Origin of the sequence: Clostridioides sp. GD02404, from assembly GCF_045898275.1 — a bacterium.
Lineage (GTDB): Bacteria > Bacillota > Clostridia > Peptostreptococcales > Peptostreptococcaceae > Clostridioides > Clostridioides difficile_A.
Genome location: NZ_JBJOCA010000046.1, coordinates 1 through 20461, shown reverse-complemented (window position 1 = coordinate 20461; position 20461 = coordinate 1). Strand labels below are relative to the sequence as shown.

19 protein-coding genes are annotated in these 20461 nt (G+C 26.7%); 16 read left to right on the top strand and 3 right to left on the bottom strand.

From position 1 onward, the window contains the following. Positions 1 to 215: 215 nt before the first annotated feature. A complete protein-coding gene (locus tag Q3287_RS18725; protein ID WP_054270281.1) occupies positions 216 to 1076 on the bottom strand; it encodes a YitT family protein in 861 nt (286 codons plus the stop codon). Positions 1077 to 1224: 148 nt separating this feature from the next. Here Q3287_RS18725 and Q3287_RS18720 point away from each other — a divergent pair, with 148 nt between their 5' ends. Further along, complete coding sequence (locus Q3287_RS18720; RefSeq protein WP_407964639.1) at positions 1225 to 2115, top strand: MBL fold metallo-hydrolase; 891 nt, start codon at positions 1225 to 1227, stop codon at positions 2113 to 2115. Positions 2116 to 2383: 268 nt separating this feature from the next. After that, on the top strand, positions 2384 to 4141 hold the full coding sequence (locus Q3287_RS18715; RefSeq protein ID WP_407964638.1) for a cell wall-binding repeat-containing protein: 1758 nt from the start codon (positions 2384 to 2386) through the stop codon (positions 4139 to 4141). A gap of 84 nt (positions 4142 to 4225) precedes the next feature. Here Q3287_RS18715 and Q3287_RS18710 read toward each other — a convergent pair whose 3' ends face one another. Then, positions 4226 to 4828 (bottom strand): flavodoxin family protein, encoded by a 603-nt coding sequence (locus Q3287_RS18710; protein ID WP_407964637.1) that lies wholly within the window; start codon positions 4826 to 4828, stop codon positions 4226 to 4228. 624 nt (positions 4829 to 5452) lie between these two features. Here Q3287_RS18710 and Q3287_RS18705 point away from each other — a divergent pair. Then, positions 5453 to 6664 (top strand): diaminopimelate decarboxylase family protein, encoded by a 1212-nt coding sequence (locus Q3287_RS18705; RefSeq protein WP_407964636.1) that lies wholly within the window; start codon positions 5453 to 5455, stop codon positions 6662 to 6664. A 129-nt stretch (positions 6665 to 6793) separates the two neighbouring features. On the opposite strand, the gene Q3287_RS18700 is transcribed toward Q3287_RS18705, so the two are convergent. After that, a complete protein-coding gene (locus tag Q3287_RS18700; protein ID WP_054270285.1) occupies positions 6794 to 7273 on the bottom strand; it encodes a hypothetical protein in 480 nt (159 codons plus the stop codon). 243 nt (positions 7274 to 7516) lie between these two features. On the opposite strand from Q3287_RS18700, the gene Q3287_RS18695 reads away from it, so the two are divergent. From Q3287_RS18695 to ade, 13 genes are all read left to right on the top strand, one after another. Next, on the top strand, positions 7517 to 7714 hold the full coding sequence (locus Q3287_RS18695) for a hypothetical protein (RefSeq protein ID WP_021384623.1): 198 nt from the start codon (positions 7517 to 7519) through the stop codon (positions 7712 to 7714). 33 nt (positions 7715 to 7747) lie between these two features. After that, a complete protein-coding gene (locus tag Q3287_RS18690; RefSeq protein ID WP_407964635.1) occupies positions 7748 to 8719 on the top strand; it encodes an MFS transporter in 972 nt (323 codons plus the stop codon). Positions 8720 to 8970: 251 nt separating this feature from the next. Further along, positions 8971 to 9531 (top strand): TetR/AcrR family transcriptional regulator, encoded by a 561-nt coding sequence (locus Q3287_RS18685; RefSeq protein ID WP_054270287.1) that lies wholly within the window; start codon positions 8971 to 8973, stop codon positions 9529 to 9531. Between the two features lie 270 nt (positions 9532 to 9801). After that, positions 9802 to 10179, top strand: coding sequence for a BlaI/MecI/CopY family transcriptional regulator (locus Q3287_RS18680; protein WP_054276690.1), 378 nt, complete (start codon positions 9802 to 9804; stop codon positions 10177 to 10179). A 1612-nt stretch (positions 10180 to 11791) separates the two neighbouring features. After that, positions 11792 to 12133 carry a LytTR family DNA-binding domain-containing protein gene (locus Q3287_RS18675; RefSeq protein WP_054276692.1) on the top strand — a complete coding sequence of 114 codons (342 nt, stop codon included), beginning with the start codon at positions 11792 to 11794 and terminating at the stop codon, positions 12131 to 12133. Positions 12134 to 12195: 62 nt separating this feature from the next. Further along, on the top strand, positions 12196 to 12699 hold the full coding sequence (locus Q3287_RS18670; RefSeq protein ID WP_407964634.1) for a DUF1653 domain-containing protein: 504 nt from the start codon (positions 12196 to 12198) through the stop codon (positions 12697 to 12699). A gap of 200 nt (positions 12700 to 12899) precedes the next feature. Continuing rightward, positions 12900 to 13541, top strand: coding sequence for a histidine phosphatase family protein (locus Q3287_RS18665; protein ID WP_407964633.1), 642 nt, complete (start codon positions 12900 to 12902; stop codon positions 13539 to 13541). A gap of 23 nt (positions 13542 to 13564) precedes the next feature. Continuing rightward, complete coding sequence (locus tag Q3287_RS18660; protein ID WP_054270292.1) at positions 13565 to 14818, top strand: NAD(P)/FAD-dependent oxidoreductase; 1254 nt, start codon at positions 13565 to 13567, stop codon at positions 14816 to 14818. Positions 14819 to 14866: 48 nt separating this feature from the next. Next, positions 14867 to 15517, top strand: coding sequence for a (d)CMP kinase (gene cmk, locus Q3287_RS18655; protein ID WP_407964632.1), 651 nt, complete (start codon positions 14867 to 14869; stop codon positions 15515 to 15517). Between the two features lie 48 nt (positions 15518 to 15565). Continuing rightward, complete coding sequence (locus tag Q3287_RS18650; protein ID WP_054270294.1) at positions 15566 to 16162, top strand: 1-acyl-sn-glycerol-3-phosphate acyltransferase; 597 nt, start codon at positions 15566 to 15568, stop codon at positions 16160 to 16162. 13 nt (positions 16163 to 16175) lie between these two features. Continuing rightward, positions 16176 to 17015, top strand: coding sequence for a 4-hydroxy-3-methylbut-2-enyl diphosphate reductase (locus tag Q3287_RS18645; protein ID WP_065388390.1), 840 nt, complete (start codon positions 16176 to 16178; stop codon positions 17013 to 17015). A gap of 252 nt (positions 17016 to 17267) precedes the next feature. Next, positions 17268 to 18413, top strand: coding sequence for a putative manganese transporter (locus tag Q3287_RS18640; RefSeq protein WP_054270295.1), 1146 nt, complete (start codon positions 17268 to 17270; stop codon positions 18411 to 18413). A 291-nt stretch (positions 18414 to 18704) separates the two neighbouring features. Further along, positions 18705 to 20402 carry an adenine deaminase gene (ade, locus tag Q3287_RS18635; RefSeq protein ID WP_407964631.1) on the top strand — a complete coding sequence of 566 codons (1698 nt, stop codon included), beginning with the start codon at positions 18705 to 18707 and terminating at the stop codon, positions 20400 to 20402. Positions 20403 to 20461 lie beyond the last annotated feature (59 nt).

Below are 20461 nucleotides of genomic sequence, written 5' to 3'. Positions count from 1 at the left end.
GATAACGTATGTAAGAACCGTAGGAACTACGGAGATAGCCTGTGGAGAATTGGTAAGACATATTTTAGTATGCGAAATTCTATGAAGCAGGAACCCTGTGACTTCAGTCATGGGAGGTTCAGAATAAAATAAAAAAGAAATTTAAAAGCAGACATAATTAACATATAAAAAGCTCTGTTTATATATGTTAATTATGTCTGCCATTTGTTTTATATTTATTCTATTTTTTTAAATCCATTACCCAAAGCTTCATGTATATCTGTAATTATGATAAATGCATTAGGGTCGACATTTTTTACTAATTTTTTTAATTCGACAACTTCTTTTTTCTCAACCACCACTAAGAGCACATTCTTATTTTCTCCAGTATAAGCGCCTTCGCCCTTTAGGATAGTTGCACCTCTATCTAAATCTTCCATTATTTTTTTGCTTATATCTTTTGAAAGGTCAGATATGATAGTAAATGATTTTGAATAATTAAATCCTTCAATAAGTAAGTCACTGACTTTTACTAAAATGTATAAAGCTACAGTTGAATAAAGTGCAATTTCAACCTGTCTATTTACTATACCTGATAGAACTACCACAACACAGTCAACAATACCCATCAAAACAGGTATACTAAATGTAGGAAAATATTTATTTAGTAGGAGTGCCATCAAATCAGTTCCACCTGTAGAGCCATTTATTCTAAAAATAAGACCTTGACCAACTCCCATTAAAATAGAACCAGATATAATTGCAAGATACATATCATTTGTGATATCTAGTGTAGCCATATTTGCAGTAAGCTTAAGTGCTATAGTAAGAAAAATTATTCCTAAAACTGTTTTAAAACAATCTTTCTTTGAAAGTATTTTGTAAGCAAATATGAATAATGGAACATTTAAAATTAAATTGACAATCCAGAGTTCTATACCAAATAGTGCATTTAAAATAACTCCAAGCCCTGTTATACCACCAGCAGCGATTGCATGTGGATTAAAAAACATGTTAAGAGAAATTGCCATTAATATACAACCTACAATTAATATTAAAATTTCTGAAAAAGTTATTATATCTTTTTTCAATAACATCACTCCTTATATATAGATTATAATATATATTATATAGTTTTTCCAATTTTTAATAAAAAAAATAAAAATATATTATAAAAATAATTTGATTGGAATTTTCTGAAAATTAATGCTATAATTAAAAATAAATTTAAGGGGAGGTTATAAAATGGCTAAATTAACTCTAGAACATATAAAAGGAAACACGTATTATATTCCACTCCCTACAATAGTAGGTGTATATGTAGATGGTAATGATGCAACTTTAATTGATAGTGGAAATAACAAAGATACTGCTAGACAAGTCTTAAGATTGTTAGAGGAGCATAATCTAAATCCTAAATTAATAATAAACACTCATTCAAATGCAGACCATATAGGAGGAAATGCATATTTGAAGAATCAAACAAAATGCAAAATTGCCACAACTAAAATGGAAGGATATTTTACAGAAAATCCAATACTAGAATCAGCATTTTTATATGGAGGCTATCCAAGTAAAGCACTGAAAAATAAGTTTCTATTAGCAAAAGAAAGTGAAATTGATTATATTATACCTTCAAATGGAAAAATTGTAGATACAGAACTTGAAGCTATTTCTCTTCCAGGTCATTATTTTGAAATGATTGGTATTAGAACTCCAGATGATGTTTTGTTTGTTGCAGATAGTCTTACACCAGAAAATATAATTACCAAATATCATTTTTTCTTCCTATTGGATATAGAATCACAATTTAAGACATTAGAAAAAATGAGAAGTTTAGAAGCAGATTTCTTTGTTCCAAGTCATTCTGTTAAAACTAGAGATATAAAAAATTTAATTGATATTAATAAAAATAAGATGGAAGAAATGATAGATAATATTAAAAAAGTCTGTTGTGAAGCAATTATGATTGATGAAGTTATTGAAAAAATGTGTGATTTGTATGGTGTTAAACTTGATGCTAATCAATATGTATTAGTTGGAAGTACAATACGTTCTTATATAACATATTTATATGAGAATAAAATGGTTGAATACGTGTTTGATGGTGGCAAGATGTTGATAAAAACTGTATAAACATTAGTTAGAAAGTAATGATAAAAATTAAATTTACTATCAATTTATCACAAAAAATAAACAACAGTACCTCTAAAAGCGTATAAAAGTCTTAAATATAAATTTGTTTTTTACTTTATAACAAATAAATTTTATAATGAATAAGATAAAATAATTGGTATAAATTGACTTATAATTTTATAAAAATAGACGCTTGATTATAAAATTATGTTATAATTTGTAAATAAGAGGATAGATTATAAGCAAATTAAAGAATTTATAGGGGGAAATGGTAGAGATTATGAATAAAAAATTCAAAAAATTCAGTAAAAAAATAAGTATATCAACCTTGGCTTTGACTATGTTTCTTTTTAGTAATCTAACTGTAAATGCACAGTTTAAAGAGGATTCAATAATAGGAAATGACAGATATGAAACAGCAGGACTTATAGCAGATAAACAGAATTATGATACTGTAATATTAGTTAATGGAGATAAAAGTTTATCTGATGGACTTTCATCAAGTGGATTGGCTGGAGCTATTAATGCACCTATACTTTTAACTAAAAAAAATGAGATACCAAAAGCTACTTCGACTAGACTAGACAATAAGACTTTGAATACTGTAAAAAAAGTATATATAATTGGTGGCTACAATACTATTGAAAATTCAGTAGAAAAAGATATAAAAGGAAAAGGTATTGAAGTTGAAAGAATAAATGGAAATAATAGAATTGAAACTAGTTACAATGTAGCAAAAAAAATAAATGAAGTTGGTAAGGTAAAAGAAGTCATGCTGACAAATGGATTTGTAGGAGAGGCTGATGCTATGAGTGTAGCACCTGTAGCTGTAAAAAACAAAGGAGCCATAATACTTACAGATGGTAAATCAATTCCATTTGGCACTGAAGGCTTAAATGTGTACGCAATAGGAGGCAAGTCTGCAATAAGTGAAGACTTAGTAAAGAAAACTAATGCAACTAGAATTGGTGGCAATGATAGGTTTGAAACTAATAAAAAAGTGATAGAGAAGTTTTATAATGGAGCAACAGATTTTTACATAACAAAGGGGTATCAATTGGTAGATGCGCTAACACTATCTCCTCTAGCTAAAGAAAAACCAATCGTTTTAGTTGCTGATGGAAGTAACAAAGGTATTTTAAAAGGAGCTAAAAGCATAACAAAAGTTGGGGGAATTGATGCTAATACATACAAACAATGTCTAGATGTAGTGGAATATAATGATATGAACATAACTCCAAACATTGTAAAACACCTAACTTCAATTGAAGGGAATGAAGTTTCTGAAGTATCTATAGAAATAGATAATTTAGGTGTAGTTGTTGAAAAGACAAATACTGATAAATTTGAATTTGACTATGTAAGTGTGACTAATGAAAAAAATTGTACTTTTTCTGTGAATAAAGAGAGTTCTTCCAATAATGTGAAGGATGGAAAATTGTTTGTAAGTGCTAAGAAAAAAATAGAGAAGCAAGATAGACCTTTACAAGATATGAATGGCGATAATATGATAAATGCAAATAAAGATAAAATGGTAAATGTTATAAAAATTGGGATTCCTGATAAAGAGTATTCTAATTTTAATGTAGAGGTAGAAAGAGGAACAGTAGAACTTTATAATATTAAAGGTGGAGCTACAGTTAATGTTAATGATGGAATTGCAAAAATTGTCGATAATAGTGTTACATATCCATTTAATATAAATACTAATGATGGTATTTCAGCTGTAACAGCTGAAACTATATCATCTGAAATAAAGTTTAGGTCAAATGATGGAATTGTAGATGTAACAGCTACGAATATAAGTGGAGATATAAGTTTGTATGGAAAAGATGGCAAAGATAACTTTGATGGAATCTTTAAATTAAACTTGAAAAAAGAACCATCAAATTTACACTTGAAGTTGATAGGCAATGGGTTAAATAAGTTACCTGATGGTTGGTCTAAAGATTATATTTTAGGAAATGGGCATCCAGTTATTGAGGTTAAAAATAATGGCATAAACAATATAACACTTGGTGAATAAAATATATGAAAATAAAGCTTATATAATTTTTAAATTATATAAGCTTTACTTAATTATCAATATTTTACTTGTGGCATTATGTACTTAACAGTTGTCTACTTTAGTTGAATTATCTAAGATATTATAAATTTGTTTTGCGAATTGACGAGAATGTTCTTCTTTTTCTCTATCCATGAAACTAGGTTTACCTAAGTCACGCTCAACAAGCATTCCTATATATTTTAATTGAGAATGTTTACAATATCTCTTAATACCGTTTTCCCAGATATCAGCACCTTTTTCAGGTTTATATCCACATGTTGTAATAAGTGCTAATGATTTTCCTGCCCATAATGCAGGTCCTTTTTCATCACCATAGTATTTGTTCATTCCATACACCAATCTATCAAGTAATGATTTCATTGGTGAAGTGCAGTACCAAGAATAAATTGGAGTTGCAAAAACAAGTAAATCACACATAAGAATTTTTTTGAAAATTTTCTGAACATCATCTTCATGATAACATCCAAATTCAGAAAATTTTTTCTGACATGTCTTACATGCAGTACAAGGTTCTATCTTACAATCATATAACCATATTACTTCAACATTTGCATTATAATCTTCTAATTCCTCAATAAAAGGTTTTAGAATAGCAGCAGTATTACCTTTTTTCTTAGGACTTCCCATGAGAATACATACTTCCATATTGACACCTCCACAGTATTTTAAAATAGTTTTTAATTCTATAGCAATGTTTGTATAATAAACTTTTAAAGACAAGCTACATAGAATGAAGTTTATTTTATCATAATATCTTAAAATCAATAGTATTATATAAGTGATTTAAAAAAAACAGCTATATTTGTAACTATATAGAATGATAATAAAATTAAAATCATCCATATAAAAATATGATTCTTATATGGATATACTTTATTAAGTTTTTTCCCAATACGCACAAGTAAAATGTACATCAAAAAATATACTAAAAAAACCATTAAGAATTTCATAAATAACCTCACAATTTTAAAGTTTAATATAGTTTTAGGATACTATTATAATATGATAACAACAATATCCTTTTTAAGTTTGTAATAAATTTGAAATAAATTATTAAAAAAAGTAAGTGAAAATGACTATAAATTTATAGAGAATACTAAAATAATGCTTTTAAACTACATCTTTTAATTAAAGAAAAAAGTTTGCAGTATAAAGAACTATAGTTAATTAGATATATAGAGTATTTAATTATGATAATATATAGTAGAATATATTATAGGAATAGAGTTATCTAATTTATAAATACATTTATAGGCTTGGAGGTAAAATATGTGCTTAAATGAAGAAATTCAATTTATAGAAGAACATGCACCTTGTTACATATATGATGAGACTAGTATAATCGAAAAGTGTAAAGAACTAAAAAATAATATTTTAGGTTTTGATTTTTTATATTCTATAAAAACAAATCCATATAATGAAATTGTAAAAAGTATTGTAGCACAAGGTTTTGGGGCAGATGCTGCATCAATTAATGAGGTTATACTTTCATCAAAATGTGGAGTTGCCAAAGATGATATATATTATTCATCACCAGGTAAAACAGAATCTGACATAGAAATAGCTTTAGATAAATGTATAATTATTGCAGATAGTATCACAGAAATAGAACTTATAAATAAAATCTCAAAGAAAATCGATAAGAAAACTAAAATAGGAATCAGAATAAATCCTAATTTCACCATGGATGATGATAATGCTATATCAAGTAAATTTGGTATTGATATAGAAGATATTGACAGTGTCTTTAAAATGCTAAGCATTTGTGATTATATATCTGTAGTTGGAATTCACATACATATTAAATCTCAAGTATTGGATTTTGAAAAGTTGGGTTGTTATTATGAAAAATGTTTTCTTATAGCTTTAAACCTAAATAAAAGTAAATATATTAATATCGAATTTATAAATTTTGGCAGTGGGCTTGGAGTAGTGTATGATAATCTTAGAGAGAATCCTGTTAATCTTAAAGAACTTTCAAGGTTAACTAAAAAGATTGTCTTAACTAATTCAAATACATTGAAGGCAAGACTTCTTATTGAATCAGGACGCTTCATAGTTTGTAAAGCAGGTAATTATTATGTTAAGATTGTAGATATCAAAGTATCAAGAGGGAAAAAATACCTTATTGTAAAAAATGGACTTAATGGATTCATGAGACCAATTATTTCTAATCTAGTTGAAAAGGTTACTTATGGGGTAGAATTAGAAGGTCAAGAACCACTATATACATCAAATAATGCATTCTCTGTTTCAGTATTAAATAATATAAAAGAAGAAGAGTATGTAAATGTTGTTGGAAATCTTTGTACTTCATTAGATGTAATAGCGAATAATGTTAAATTGAAAAAAGCAAATATAGGAGATTTGATTTCTATTAGTAATGCTGGAAGTTACTCATATTCATTATCTCCACTATTATTTTCTAGTTATGAGATTCCAAAACAATATTATAAGAGAAAAGACGGATATATTGAATAAACTATGTTTTAAATATTTAATCTAGAATAGATATAAATTTTTAGGTATAGTGATGGCTACAAATATAATTTTAATTTAGAGTGATAAAAGGTATAGAGAGTATAATAACTCTTTATACCTTTATTTATTTTAAGAATTTACTACTTCAACAATTGTACCTTCTGGAAATAATGTTCTAAAAATAAATCTAACTAATGGCCCTGCAATTAACAGTTGTAGTGGTAATGCAACAATAAAATTGTTGGCTATATTTATAATCCATATAGTGATAAGTGTATTAGGACCCCCAATTGATTTAATAGCTCCAAATAAAGACATACAGATGACCATTCCACAAACCATACAACTCGATATAACAATAGCTTTTATAATTTGTTTAGCATCTGGATTTATAATACGAAATGCTATTTTTTTTGCGATATTAGAAACAATAAACCAGTCAAAAATCATAGCTATAACATATGTAGTTGGAAAATCCAACCAAGCACTTTTAAACGTATCTAATGAGAATTTATCATGTATAGAAATATTGTAAACGCTCATAAAAAATACCATAAAGGCACACATAAGTACTGTAAATATTAAACTTTCTTTTCTATTTTGTGGCATATTCATTTACCTCCAAGTGTAATTTATTTATATTAGGATTATACATGAAGAAAAATTTTGTCGTAAGTAAATTTTTTAAAATTTGAAATTTATTTTTTGAAATAGACATAAATGAAAATAAAAAAATTTTATTTTTTATAGTTATCCATGGAAATTGGTTTTTTTTAACTTTATAATTAATAATATAAGGTAATAAAATTATAGTGTTGCCAAAAAATCAAAATATAGGGGGTGTAGTTCTATATGGAATTGTGGAAAAGAAATTTATTTGTATGTTGGATAGGGATGTTCTTTAGTTCTATAGGTATGAGCCAAATAGCACCTATACTTCCACTATATATTAAACAGTTAGGTGTAACTGATGTTGGTTTAATACAACAGTATTCAGGTATAATTTTTGGATGTACTTTTGTAGTAGCAGCATTTTTTTCACCAATTTGAGGTAAAGCTGCTGATAAATATGGAAGAAAATCAATGCTTCTACGTGCAAGTATTGGTATGGGAATAGTGATATTTACTATGGCATTTGTACAAAATGTTTATCAGCTATTAGGATTAAGGATTCTCCAAGGTGTTTTTACGGGTTATGCTACTGCATGTACTACACTGATTGCAACTCAGACAGATAAAAATCACTCTGGTTGGGCTTTAGGTACTCTTGCAACAGCATCAACTACTGGTTCCTTAATTGGACCGACAGTAGGAGGATATATAGAATCAATTTTAGGGCTTAAAAGTGTTTTTATTATAACTGGAGGATTATTATTTGTATCATTTATCATATCTATTCTATTTGTAGTAGATAATTTTAAACCTAAAGAAACAACAAAGTCAATTTCTATAATTAAAGAACCATTAAATCCATTGCCAAATAAATTTTTAGTTGCATCAATTTTTGTAACTACATTTATTACTCAGCTAGCATTGTATTCTATAGAACCGATTGTAACAATATATATATCACAGCTTACAAATTTTGCATCAAATGTAGCTTTAATAGCAGGATTAACATTTTCTGCATCAGGATTGGCAAACTTATTAGCGGCTCAAAGGCTTGGAAAAATATCAGACAAAATAGGGCCTCAAAAGGTATTACTGATTTCACTTTTATGGGCAGGAGTTATATTTATACCACAAGCCTTTGTAAGAACTGCATGGCAATTGATGTTATTGAGGTTTTTATTAGGATTATCAGTAGCAGGGCTTAATCCTTCTGTAAATAGTTTATTAAAAAAAATTGCACCAGAAGAATATGTGGGGAAAATATTTGGATATAATGCATCTGCTCAGTATATAGGTTGTTCATCAGGAGCTTTTTTAGGGGGACAAATATCAGCACATTTAGGTATTAGGACAGTATTTTTTTCAACAAGTTTATTGTTATTTATGAATGCATTTTGGATGTATAAATTTACTGGTTTATTTACTAAGAATGATGTAAAATAAACTTTAAATTTTGATGAGTAGATAAGATATGCTTTAGTATTATATAAAAAACTAATTAAGATTATATATAAAAGAATTCATTTTTATGAATTCTTTTGTTCTTATTAACCTAAAAGTTGTGCTTTGATAACTTCCTTGTGGCATTTGTTTGGCTGTTGTATAATGATAGAAATTATAAAAATATAGACTTCAATATATTTGAAGTAAGTGTTTCATTATATTTTTAAAAAACGATATGGAGGAATTTAATAATGCAAGTTGATAAAAAAAAATCTATCGCAGAACAGTCGAGAATATGTCTAATTGAATCTTTATTATCTTTGATGTCAAAAAAAGATTATAGCAGTATAACTGTAACAGAAATTGCAGAGAATGCCTTACTATCACGAAGAACATTTTATAGAAATTTTAACAGTAAGAGAGAAATACTTGAAACATATTGCCAAAATTTATGTCAGGAATATATTGAATGTTTTAAGAATGAGAGTGATTTGTCATTAAGTAATGTGACAGAACTATATTTTTCATTTTGGCAAAAACATGTTGAATTTTTAACTATGCTAAATAAAAATCATCTAATGTTTTTTTTATTAGAAAAGTATAACGAGTTTCTTCCTATTATCTATAAAATCTATAAAGGAGATGATAATAAGTTTAATATTCAAGAAGAAGTTACATATGCTATACTCTTTGTTTCTGGAGGATTTTGGAATATACTATCTGAATGGCTAAAAAACGGATTTGCCCAGACACCCAAAGAGATGTCTGAGATAATTCTAAAATCTATGAATTTATTTATAGAGGGTAAATAATTATAATATATAAACTAGAGCTTAAATTTTGTTCATGAAAACCTTCCTTCTAGGATATTACATTTGTGATATAAAATATGTTTTACTATAATCCACATGATTTAATTTCATGATGTAGAATAAACGATTCTTATGTAGTTTATTATAGAATTATATCAAGAAATAGGTTATGGTAAAAATTGGAAAATATTATTATCGACAAAATCTTTGACTTAAAAACTATATTGCGATAGTATTAATTTAATAAAAGTATGAGAGGGGCGTTAGGCTATGACAATTTCAAAAATACCACAAGCAGAATTAAAAGTTATGAAGTTTATTTGGGAAAAAAATGATACAGTAACATCAAAAGAAACTATTGAAGCTATGGAGCAAAAATATGGATGGAAACAAACAACTACATTAACACTTTTATCAAGACTTGTTAAAAAACATTTTTTAAATGCAGAAAAAATAGATAGATATACTCATTACACAATAGTTGTTGGTCATAAAGAGTATTTAAGCGTTGAGACAAAAGATTTTTTGAGTAATATACACGATAATTCTTTACAGAGCTTGATTTCAGCATTACATGATGATGAAGTTATTGATAAAGATGCATTAGATTTATTTGAAAGTCATTTTAAAAACTTAGAAGAGGAGTAATTATATAAGTTAAAATTATAAGTTTTTAATAGATGGCTGAAAAAATCCATAAATGGTATTATTTAATCAGTTACTCACTATTCATAAAGTAATATTAAATAGGTCCTAATTTAGTAGAGTACCTAAAACAATTGGAATAGGGAGTATCAAATTAAATGATACCACTTATCCTAGTAAATATCGATTTTTTAACATTTAAAATGATTTTATAACATATCAATATTCCTAAGTCTAAGTTATTATTTTTATTCAATCATATTAAAATCTACTTTATTATTTTTAATTGTTTAAAAGATAAATTTGTTTTTCTTATTTATATATGAGGTAAATGTAAGAAATACTTTTTATATATTTTAAATTTATTGTTATTAATTAGATTATTAATATGTCACAACTTATTTTAAAAATTTATTAAAAAAATCAAGTAATTATACCAAATCTAATTGTATCTTTGTGCTATAATTAGTATGTATTTTTTATTATATTATTTTATAAAAAAAATATAATTTAATTATTACTGAGGATATTATTATGTTAGATACATTTATAACACTTGTCTCTTCCATTGTAGAAATATGGGCATGTAAAAAAATTTTTGATTATACAAGTAAAGCAAAAGTTAATTTTAAAAAACTAAATATATATTTCTTAATTTCTGTTTTTATTATTATTTCTTCTTTCTATATAAATATTGGGGCGGATAATAGAATTTGGATATGCATACTTATAACTGTTATTTTTTATAAGCTTAATTACAAAGTCAATATATATAAATGTCTAGTAATTTCTTTTTTTTATTGGTTGGTATTGATAGGTATAAATGCATTAAGTATGTTATTAGTAGTCTCCATAAATAATTTGGATAATATGAATATTTTACTTAGTGGAAATTTATATAGGTATGAAGCTATATTCTTAGGGAAATTAATCTTAGTTACATTGCTTTATGTTTATAAAATTTCTAGTAAAAATTTTAAAATTAGTAAAAAAGAGATATACATATGTGTTCCTATTATAGCAAATTTATTGTCATTTTTTATACTCTATGATTATATTATCAATCTTGTGAAAATTTCTCCAGAGAAAAGAATTGCTTTTTTAGCAATAGTTTTCTTATTAATACTATCTAATATTTCAATATTTGTATTAATACGTATAATACTTAAAATTAAAGTGAAAAAAATAATATAAATTATTTACATAAAAAGGAGATAGCAAATATATCCAAATGCTATCTTCTAACATAATCCATTTCAACTAAAAATTCAATTATAAATAGATATATTGTATAAACAAATTAAGCTACCAATTCAAATATAAATTCTAATAAAATTCATTTAGAGAAAAAGTTAATAATTACTTTTTTATGTATAATTTTACATGGACTTATAGAAAGGTTATTTTATTAAAGACAGATATAAGTATAAGTAGAAATATAATTTAAAAAGGTGCTTTTAACTTTAAAAAATAATGTTAAAAAGTAAACATATACCATAACCTAAAAAGCAAGACTTTAAATCTTTTAAATGAGTCAATCTTACATATATTTCCGATAGATTATATTGATAAAAAACACTAAAATTAAATTAAGAAAGTACTTGGAGGGATGTAAATGAAAGATGAAAATTTTATTAATATTGAATACGAAGATAAACGTTTTTCAATTAATATCAAAGAGATTTTGTACATAGAGAAACAAGAATATGAATCAAAGATTTATACCGAAAATGGTAATTACGAAGTTGGAGAAAATGCTCCTAGTATAAGAAAATTAATGAAAGAAGAAAATTTTTTCAAATGTAGTAATAGTTATATTGTAAATTTAGATAAGTGCGAGTTTTATCTTAGCAATAATTGTATTTTTGTAAATAATAATTTTATAAGAATTTTGGGTTCAGAAAGAAAAAAGAAGTTAAAAAAGAAATTAGAGAAATTATATGATTATGAAGATTAATTTTGAGAGGCTGTATTTTATACAGCCTCTTTATTTATTATATTATTAATAAATTTCAAGTTATGATAAAATATAAAACAAGTAACTTATTTAAATATAAAGTTCTTTTTAAGAGAAAGGAAAAAGATATGAGAGATTATAATAAAATAGTTGAATCAAAAGATGATGTAGATATGAATAGAAGAAAATTAAAATATCCTTGTATCTATAAACATTTTAAAGGAAAATACTATGCTACAATGGGGCTTAGTAAGGCTACCAACAATGATGATATAGAAAATATTTGTAAATTATACAGCAAAGAAGATTTAAATAAAAACGAAAATAAATATAAGATAGTTATTAGGCACACTGAAAGAGAAGATGATATCTGTGTATATATAGATTTAGATGGAAAGTTTTATCATAAGGAAGAAAAAGACAAAAATGATTTAGTTCTATATAAGACTTTATACGATGATACAGGTATATTTGCAAGACCTTTGGATATGTTTTTATCAAAAGTAGATATAGATAAATATTTTAATCCAATCCAGAAATACAGATTTGAAGAATTCTATAAGTAATATGTGAAAATTATTTTTTATAAATTTATAAAAGCTCTGTTATAGAACAATAACTTGTGTAAATATAAAAGAGATTTATTGAAGATAATATACTAGATTAAATTATAAAATAGAACAAAGTAAAGTATTATATGATATAATTAAGTTTTGAGAAGTACTAATTTATATTTAATAAAAATGGGCATATATTAGGAGGGCATATGGGAAATACTTTTTATATAGTAAGACATGGACAAACAGATTGGAATCTTTTAGGGAAAACACAAGGACATGGTAATTCGGACCTTACTCCTCAAGGGATAGAACAAGCAAAAGAACTTTCTGAAGATATTGGAAAATATTCGATTGATTATATTTTTAGTAGTGACTTAGGAAGAGCAATGCAAACAGCTCAAATTTTAGGGGATAAACTTAACCTTGAAGTTCAAAAAACAGAAGCACTTAGAGAAATGGGTTTTGGAGTTTGGGAAGGACTTTTAATAAAAGAGATTCAAAAATATTATTCAGATATATATTCAACATGGAGAAATGAACCACACTTAGTAAACATACCAGAAGGAGAAACTCTTAAACTCATAAAAGATAGAGTAGATGCTTTTATAAAAGAATTAAATGAAAAATATGATAATAAAAATATAATTCTTGTCACTCATTCAATCACATTAAGAGTTATGTTATTATCATTTTTAGAATCAGGTATGGAAAATATATATAGAATTAAGCAGGATAATACTGCTTTAAATATAGTAGAATTTAAAGATTATGGCCCTGTTATAATAAAAATGAATGATACAAGCCATATAAAAAATCATGTAAAGATAAATAATTCTGCATTAGAGTAAGAATCAATTATAAGGAGAAGTTTATGAGTAAAGTTATAGTAGTTGGTGGGGGTGCTTCTGGAATGATGGCAGCTCTATCAGCTTCGAAAAATAATAATGAAGTGATACTAATTGAGAGAAATGGAGAATTAGGAAGAAAACTAAGAGCTACTGGTGGAGGTAGATGTAACTTTACCAACAATAGAGAGATAGAAGATTTTTTTGATAAAGTTGTTAATAATAAGAAATTTCTCTATAGCAGTTTCTACTCATTTACAAATAAAGACCTCATTTCGTATTTTGAAAGTAGAAATTTAGAATATAAAATAGAAGAAGAAAATGATAACAAAGTATATACTAAAAATGATAAATCCATAGAAGTGATAGAAGTACTAAATAAAGATTTAATCAACCACAATGTTAAGATAATGTACAATAAAAAAGTTATAGACATCATAACTGAAGACATAACTTCAGAAAATGATTCTAATAAAGACAAATCAAAGTGTCTAATAAGAGGAGTCATTTTAGATAATGGAGATAAGATATTGGGAGATAAGGTCATTATATCAACTGGAGGAGTGAGTTATTCAAAAACTGGTTCAGATGGTTCAATGTATAAGATTCTTCAAAATCATGGGCATACATTAAATAGTCTATATCCAGCCTTAGTTCCACTTACAATAGAAGAAAAATGGATTAAAGATTTACAAGGAATATCTATGAAGAATGTGGAAATATCTTGTAAGATTAAGAAAAAGAAAATATCAAAGACAGGAGACATGTTATTTGCACATTTTGGAATAACAGGACCCTGTGTGCTTATAATGTCATCTTATATTAATAAGACTATTGATAAAGAAAAGGTAGAATTAAATATAGATTTCTTACCAAGTTTAAATGCTGATGAAATCTCTAGTATAATCAGAGAATTTCCAAACAAAAATATCATAAATAATCTTAAACAAATACTACCTCAAAATTTCTTAAAAGAAATTCTTACGCTATTATCTTTAAATGATAAAAAAGCAAGTGATTTATCTAAAGTGGATGAAATTAAAATCATTGAGTATATAAAAAATATGAAGCTGACTTGTAATGGAACTACAGGTATAAACACTGGTATGGTTACTTCTGGTGGAATATCAGTTAAAGAAATTAACTCTTCCACTATGGAGTCTAAATTAATTAAGAATTTGTTTTTTACAGGTGAAGTAATTGATATAGATGCAGAAACTGGAGGATACAATTTACAAATAGCTTTTTCAACTGGATATCTTTCGGGTATTAGTGTATAAGTGTAGTTTTTAACTAACAATTAAATATGAATAAATAGAGGTGTATATATGGGTAATTTAGTTATAGCTGTAGATGGTCCAGCAGGAGCTGGAAAAAGTACAATAGCTAAAATAGTAGCAAAAAAGCTAGATATAAATTATATAGATACAGGTGCTATGTATAGAGCAGTTACTTATAAGTGTTTAAAAAGTAATATTGATGTCAATAATGAGAAAGAAGTTATTGAGATAGCTAAAAATTCGGATATAGATTTTAAGAATAATAATATTTACTTGGACAAAGAAATTATAAATGAAGAAATAAGAACAATAGAAGTAAGTAATAATGTTTCTGCTGTAGCCAAGGTAAAAGAAGTAAGACAGTTAATGGTTGAAGTTCAACGCAGAATAGGAACAAAAAGTTCAGTAATATTAGATGGTAGAGATATAGGTTCATATGTTTTCCCAAATGCAGATTATAAATTCTTTTTAGTAGCTACTCCAGAAGAAAGAGGAAGTAGGCGTTATAAAGAACTTTGTGATAAGGGATATAATACTACTTTAAAGGAAGTAATTGAAGATATAATAAAACGAGATGATATTGATTCAAACAGAGAATTTGCTCCATTAGTAAAAGCTAATGATGCACTAGAAATAGATACTACAGGGAAAACCATAGAAGAGGTTGTAGCTGAAGTTGTCTCTAAAATAAATCTTTAGTTTGATGTATCATAATAAAATATAATGTAGTATTGAAGGGAGATAAACGTGAATTTTTATAGATTTGCAATAACTATTTTTAAAGGTTTTTCTAAACTGTTTTTTAAGTATGAGGTTATAGGTGCTGAGAATATTCCAGATAGAGGAAATATAGTAGTAGCCTCAAATCATAAGTCTAATCTTGACCCTGTATTTTTGGCTGCTGCTATAGAAAATAGAGAAATAGCTGCAATTGCAAAAAAAGAATTATTTAAAATTAAGCCATTAGGATTTTTATTAAAAAAATTGCATGTTATGCCGATAAATAGAGAGAAGCCAGATGTATCTACAATAAAAACTATTTTGAGGTCTATTAGAGATGGTTATATATTAGGTATATTCCCAGAAGGGACTAGAATTAAAGGGGATTCTTTTGGTAAAGCTAAGGCAGGTCTTTCTGTATTTACAATAAAGAGTAAGTCTAAAGTTGTTCCAGTATCGATAATATCTAAATATAAACTATTTAGTAAAGTAATTGTATATATTGGAGAACCGATATCGTTTGAAGAACATTTTAAAGAAAAATTGAGTAATGATGACCATGAAAGAATATCACAAGAGATTTTAGAAGTAATAAAACAAAATTACTTTAAATATTCAAAATAAGGGGGGAAAACCTGTGAATGTAAAAATAGCAAGACATGCTGGCTTTTGTTTTGGAGTTAAAAGAGCAATGAAAATGGCATGGGATGAAGTAGAAAAAAATAATTCTGGTATATATGCTCTAGGACCTCTTATTCATAATAAACAAGCAGTAGCAAAATATGAAGAAAAAGGTCTTAAAACTGTAGATGAAATTGATATAATACCAAATTATGAAAATATGATAATCAGGTCTCATGGAGTTCCTGAGAAAATATATAAAGAGGCAAAAGATAAAAAACTAAAAATAGTAGATACTACATGTCCATTTGTAAAGAAAATACATACAGTAGTAAGCGAGTATCATAATAAAGGCTATGAAATAATAGTTATTGGAGATATGAAACATCCCGAAGTAATAGGCATAAATGGATGGTGTGAAAATTCAGCAATAATAATAAAGACTGTAGAACAGATGGAAAATATGGACTTGGATAATTCAAAAAAATATTGTCTTGTGGCACAGACTACAATAAATCCAGATTTATATTCAAGTATAGTTGCTAAACTATCAGATAAACTGGAAAAAATTGTGTTTAATGATACTATTTGTTCAGCTACAAAGACAAGACAAGAATCAGCTAAAGAGTTGGCTAGAGAAGTTGATTGTATGGTAGTTATAGGGGGCAAACATAGCTCTAATACTCAAAAATTAGTAAAAGTTTGTGAAGATTTAGTTCCAACTTTTGCAATAGAAACTAAAGATGAATTGGATGTAGATATGCTTAAAAGATATAAAACATTAGGCATTACAGCGGGAGCATCTACACCTAATTGGATAATAGAAGAAGTTGTAACATTCATTGAAAATTTATAAGTTCAGTAGATAATACAGCATGTGGACATTGTTATAACATAGAACTTATCTATTTATCATATGTGATTTCACACTACATGTGATAAATAGATAGCCTAATATCAAAAAGTGTGTATCTTAATGTATGAGAAATTAATAATATAAGATGCGCACTTTTTAATATTAAGAATATAAAAGATAAATTGATATTGATTATCAATAACAAATAAAATATAATATAATTATTGTGAAATTAGGTAAGGAGGTAAATTAATGGAAATGCTAATATCTGCTTCTGAAGAAGCATTTTTACATGTAGGTTCTATGATTGGATTTTTTATTTTGTTATTTGGATATATTAATTATAAAACTAGTGGGAATTTTACTAATATAATATCAAAAAACAGAAAACTTCAACCTTTGATAGGGGCTTTAATTGGAGCTATACCAGGTTGTGGGGGAAGTTTAGCAATAATGCCATTATACATAAATGGGAAGTTGAGCTTTGGTGCAATAATCGCAAGTTTAATAGCTAGTATGGGAGATGCTGCATTTGTACTTATCTCAGCGAATATTAAGATGTATTTTTTTGTTACAATAGTTAGTACTATTACAGGAATAATAACTGGGCAGTTAGTAGATTGTTTTAAACTTGAAGAAAAATTAGGATTAAAAAAGCGAAGAGAATTGGATAAACACAGTATAAATAAAACCAACTCTAAAGAAGCACATAATCATGATGAAATAATATTGGACAATCTTGCTAAATCTCATGGCAACACTAATAGACTTGCATTTATAATAACACATGGGAAAGGATATAAAATTTATATAGGAATTGTATTAATAGGTTTTATATTTATGTTGCTTGCTCACTCTGGGCTTAATCTACCTATAATTGAGAAGCTACATTCCTTAGAAGAAGCAATTGCAGTTATTGGAATATTATTTTCAATAATTTATATGTGGTGTTTTAAAAAAGTATTTAAAAATTCCAACCAAAAAGAAGAGGAAAATAAAAAGATTTCTCTAAGAGAAATGCTTATACACTCTGTTGGTGAAATATCATTTGTAATTACATGGATTTTTATTGCATATCTTATTTATGATTTGATAATATTAATTTTAGGTGGAGATGAATACTTAGTCAAACTAGTATTATCAACTGGCGTAATAAGTGTATTTATAGGCGCAGGTCTTGGACTTATTCCAGGGTGTGGTATACAAATTGTGCTTATGTCATTCTATTTGAAGGGAACTATACCACTTGGTGCAGTTATAGCCAACTCTATCTCCCAAGATGGAGATGCACTTTTTCCACTTCTAGCAATGGATAAAAAATCGTCTTTATGGGCAATGATTATTACCACTATACCAGCAATACTTGTAGGTATGATAGTTTATGTATTTTTAGGATAAAGATGATTATATAAGATAACTAAGAATGAATAATACAAGTTTATAAATTTATATTTCAAGATTAATAATAAGCAAGTGTAAAGTGAAAATTTAATATGACTGAGCTATTAATGAGAACATGAGGGATAATATTATTTCTCATGTTCTCTCTGTTTAATTAAATGAATATTGGAACAAATTTCAAGTAATACTTTTTATTAAAACTCATATATAATATATATTAATAAATTAAACTATAATATGTAATACAACAAGTATATTGATATAAAAAACTTAAGAGGAGTTGTAAAAATGAGTACTTTAAAGAAAAAGTGTGATGTAGCAAGTGGAAGAGATAAAGCTGACATTGTACTTAAAAATGGAACAATCATAAATGTATTTACAGAAGAATTGATAGTAGGAGATGTAGCAATAGTGGAAGATACTATTGTTGGTATTGGGGATTACAATGGTAATGTAGAAATTGATTGTAGTGGTAAATATATATCACCTGGCTTTATTGATGCACATATGCATATTGAATCTACAATGGTAATGCCAATTGAATTATCAAAAAAATTATTGAAATCAGGTACGACAACTATCATCGCTGACCCACATGAATTGGTTAATGTAAAAGGAGCAAATGCAATAGATTTTTTATTAGAATCGACAAAAGATATACCACTTAATGTATATATTATGATGCCTTCATCTGTACCTGCGACAAGATTTGAAACTAATGGAATCGGTAAATTTTGCGCAAAAGACATGGAGAAGTACATACATAATCCTAGGATTTTAGGATTAGGAGAGGTAATGTGCTTTAATGATGTTATAGATTCTGAAAAAGAAATCTTAGATAAATTAGAACTTTTTAAAAGTAAGATTGTAGATGGGCATGCTCCAAATATAAGTGGGAAATCACTTCAGACATATGTGTGTGCAGGAATAGAAAATGACCACGAATGTATAACTTTTGATGAGGTATATGAAAAATTGAGAGCAGGTCTAAAGATTTTAATAAGGGAAGGTAGTGCAGCGAAGAACTTGAAATCTATAGTAAAGGGATTGTTAAATCATAACTTACCAATTGAAGAATTTATGTTTTGTACAGATGATAAGCATTTAGATGATATAGAAAAACAAGGTCATATAAGATGGAATATAAAATGTGCAATTGATTTAGGTATGGAACCTATCAAAGCCATAAAGATTGCAACATATAATTCGGCAAAAGTATATGGGTTAAAAAAGATTGGAGCAATAGGAGCTGGTTATAAAGCTGATATTGTTGTGTTGAATAGTTTAAATGAAATGGAAGTGGAGAGTGTCTATAAAGATGGTAAATTGGTAACTAAAGAAATGTTCTCTAATTACAATTATGAAATTAAAGACAAGGAGTTACTCAATACAGTTAAATTTAAAGAGATTAGTAAAGAGAAAATACAGTTAAAATCAAATGAAAAAAATTATGTGATGGAAATTGTACCTTATCAAATTTTAACAAATAAATTGTATGAATCCATACCAAATGTAGATGGATATTTTATTCCAAATAAAGAGTATTCAAAGCTTTGTGTTGTTGAGAGACATAGAATGACTGGGAATATATCAATTGCACCACTAAAAGGCTTTGGAATAAAAAATGGAGCAATAGCCACTACTGTGGCTCATGATTCTCATAATATAATAGTTGCAGGAGATAATGATGATGACATAATAATTGCAATAAATTATTTGAAAGAAATTCAAGGTGGTTATGTAATTGTATCAAATGGAAAAGTTATTGCGCACCTGAATCTTCAAGTCGCTGGATTAATTAGTACTCTTCAAGCTGAAGAAGTACAGGAAACGACTGACAATATGTTGGAGATAGCAAGAAATATGGGAGTGCCAAAGTATGTAGACCCTTTTATTACGCTTTCTTTTATGGCACTTCCTGTTGTTCCACAAATAAGACTTACTGATTTAGGTTTGTTTGATGTTGAAGAATTTAAATTTATATAGATTATAATATTATAAAAATAACAATAAACAGACAGTATTTAATATATATTGAATACTGT

Bases quoted from the DNA above. Each gene is read 5' to 3' on its own strand.
- Q3287_RS18675 (WP_054276692.1), top strand. From the start codon at position 11,792: ATGAAAGATGAAAATTTTATTAATATTGAATACGAAGATAAACGTTTT.
- Q3287_RS18680 (WP_054276690.1), top strand. From the start codon at position 9,802: ATGACAATTTCAAAAATACCACAAGCAGAATTAAAAGTTATGAAGTTT.
- Q3287_RS18695 (WP_021384623.1), top strand. From the start codon at position 7,517: ATGGAATTGTGGAAAAGAAATTTATTTGTATGTTGGATAGGGATGTTC.
- Q3287_RS18685 (WP_054270287.1), top strand. From the start codon at position 8,971: ATGCAAGTTGATAAAAAAAAATCTATCGCAGAACAGTCGAGAATATGT.
- Q3287_RS18700 (WP_054270285.1), bottom strand. From the start codon at position 7,273: ATGCCACAAAATAGAAAAGAAAGTTTAATATTTACAGTACTTATGTGT.
- Q3287_RS18705 (WP_407964636.1), top strand. From the start codon at position 5,453: ATGTGCTTAAATGAAGAAATTCAATTTATAGAAGAACATGCACCTTGT.
- Q3287_RS18670 (WP_407964634.1), top strand. From the start codon at position 12,196: ATGATAAAATATAAAACAAGTAACTTATTTAAATATAAAGTTCTTTTT.
- Q3287_RS18665 (WP_407964633.1), top strand. From the start codon at position 12,900: ATGGGAAATACTTTTTATATAGTAAGACATGGACAAACAGATTGGAAT.
- Q3287_RS18710 (WP_407964637.1), bottom strand. From the start codon at position 4,828: ATGGAAGTATGTATTCTCATGGGAAGTCCTAAGAAAAAAGGTAATACT.
- Q3287_RS18720 (WP_407964639.1), top strand. From the start codon at position 1,225: ATGGCTAAATTAACTCTAGAACATATAAAAGGAAACACGTATTATATT.
- Q3287_RS18660 (WP_054270292.1), top strand. From the start codon at position 13,565: ATGAGTAAAGTTATAGTAGTTGGTGGGGGTGCTTCTGGAATGATGGCA.
- Q3287_RS18725 (WP_054270281.1), bottom strand. From the start codon at position 1,076: ATGTTATTGAAAAAAGATATAATAACTTTTTCAGAAATTTTAATATTA.
- ade (WP_407964631.1), top strand. From the start codon at position 18,705: ATGAGTACTTTAAAGAAAAAGTGTGATGTAGCAAGTGGAAGAGATAAA.
- Q3287_RS18715 (WP_407964638.1), top strand. From the start codon at position 2,384: ATGGTAGAGATTATGAATAAAAAATTCAAAAAATTCAGTAAAAAAATA.
- Q3287_RS18690 (WP_407964635.1), top strand. From the start codon at position 7,748: ATGCTTCTACGTGCAAGTATTGGTATGGGAATAGTGATATTTACTATG.
- Q3287_RS18640 (WP_054270295.1), top strand. From the start codon at position 17,268: ATGGAAATGCTAATATCTGCTTCTGAAGAAGCATTTTTACATGTAGGT.
- cmk (WP_407964632.1), top strand. From the start codon at position 14,867: ATGGGTAATTTAGTTATAGCTGTAGATGGTCCAGCAGGAGCTGGAAAA.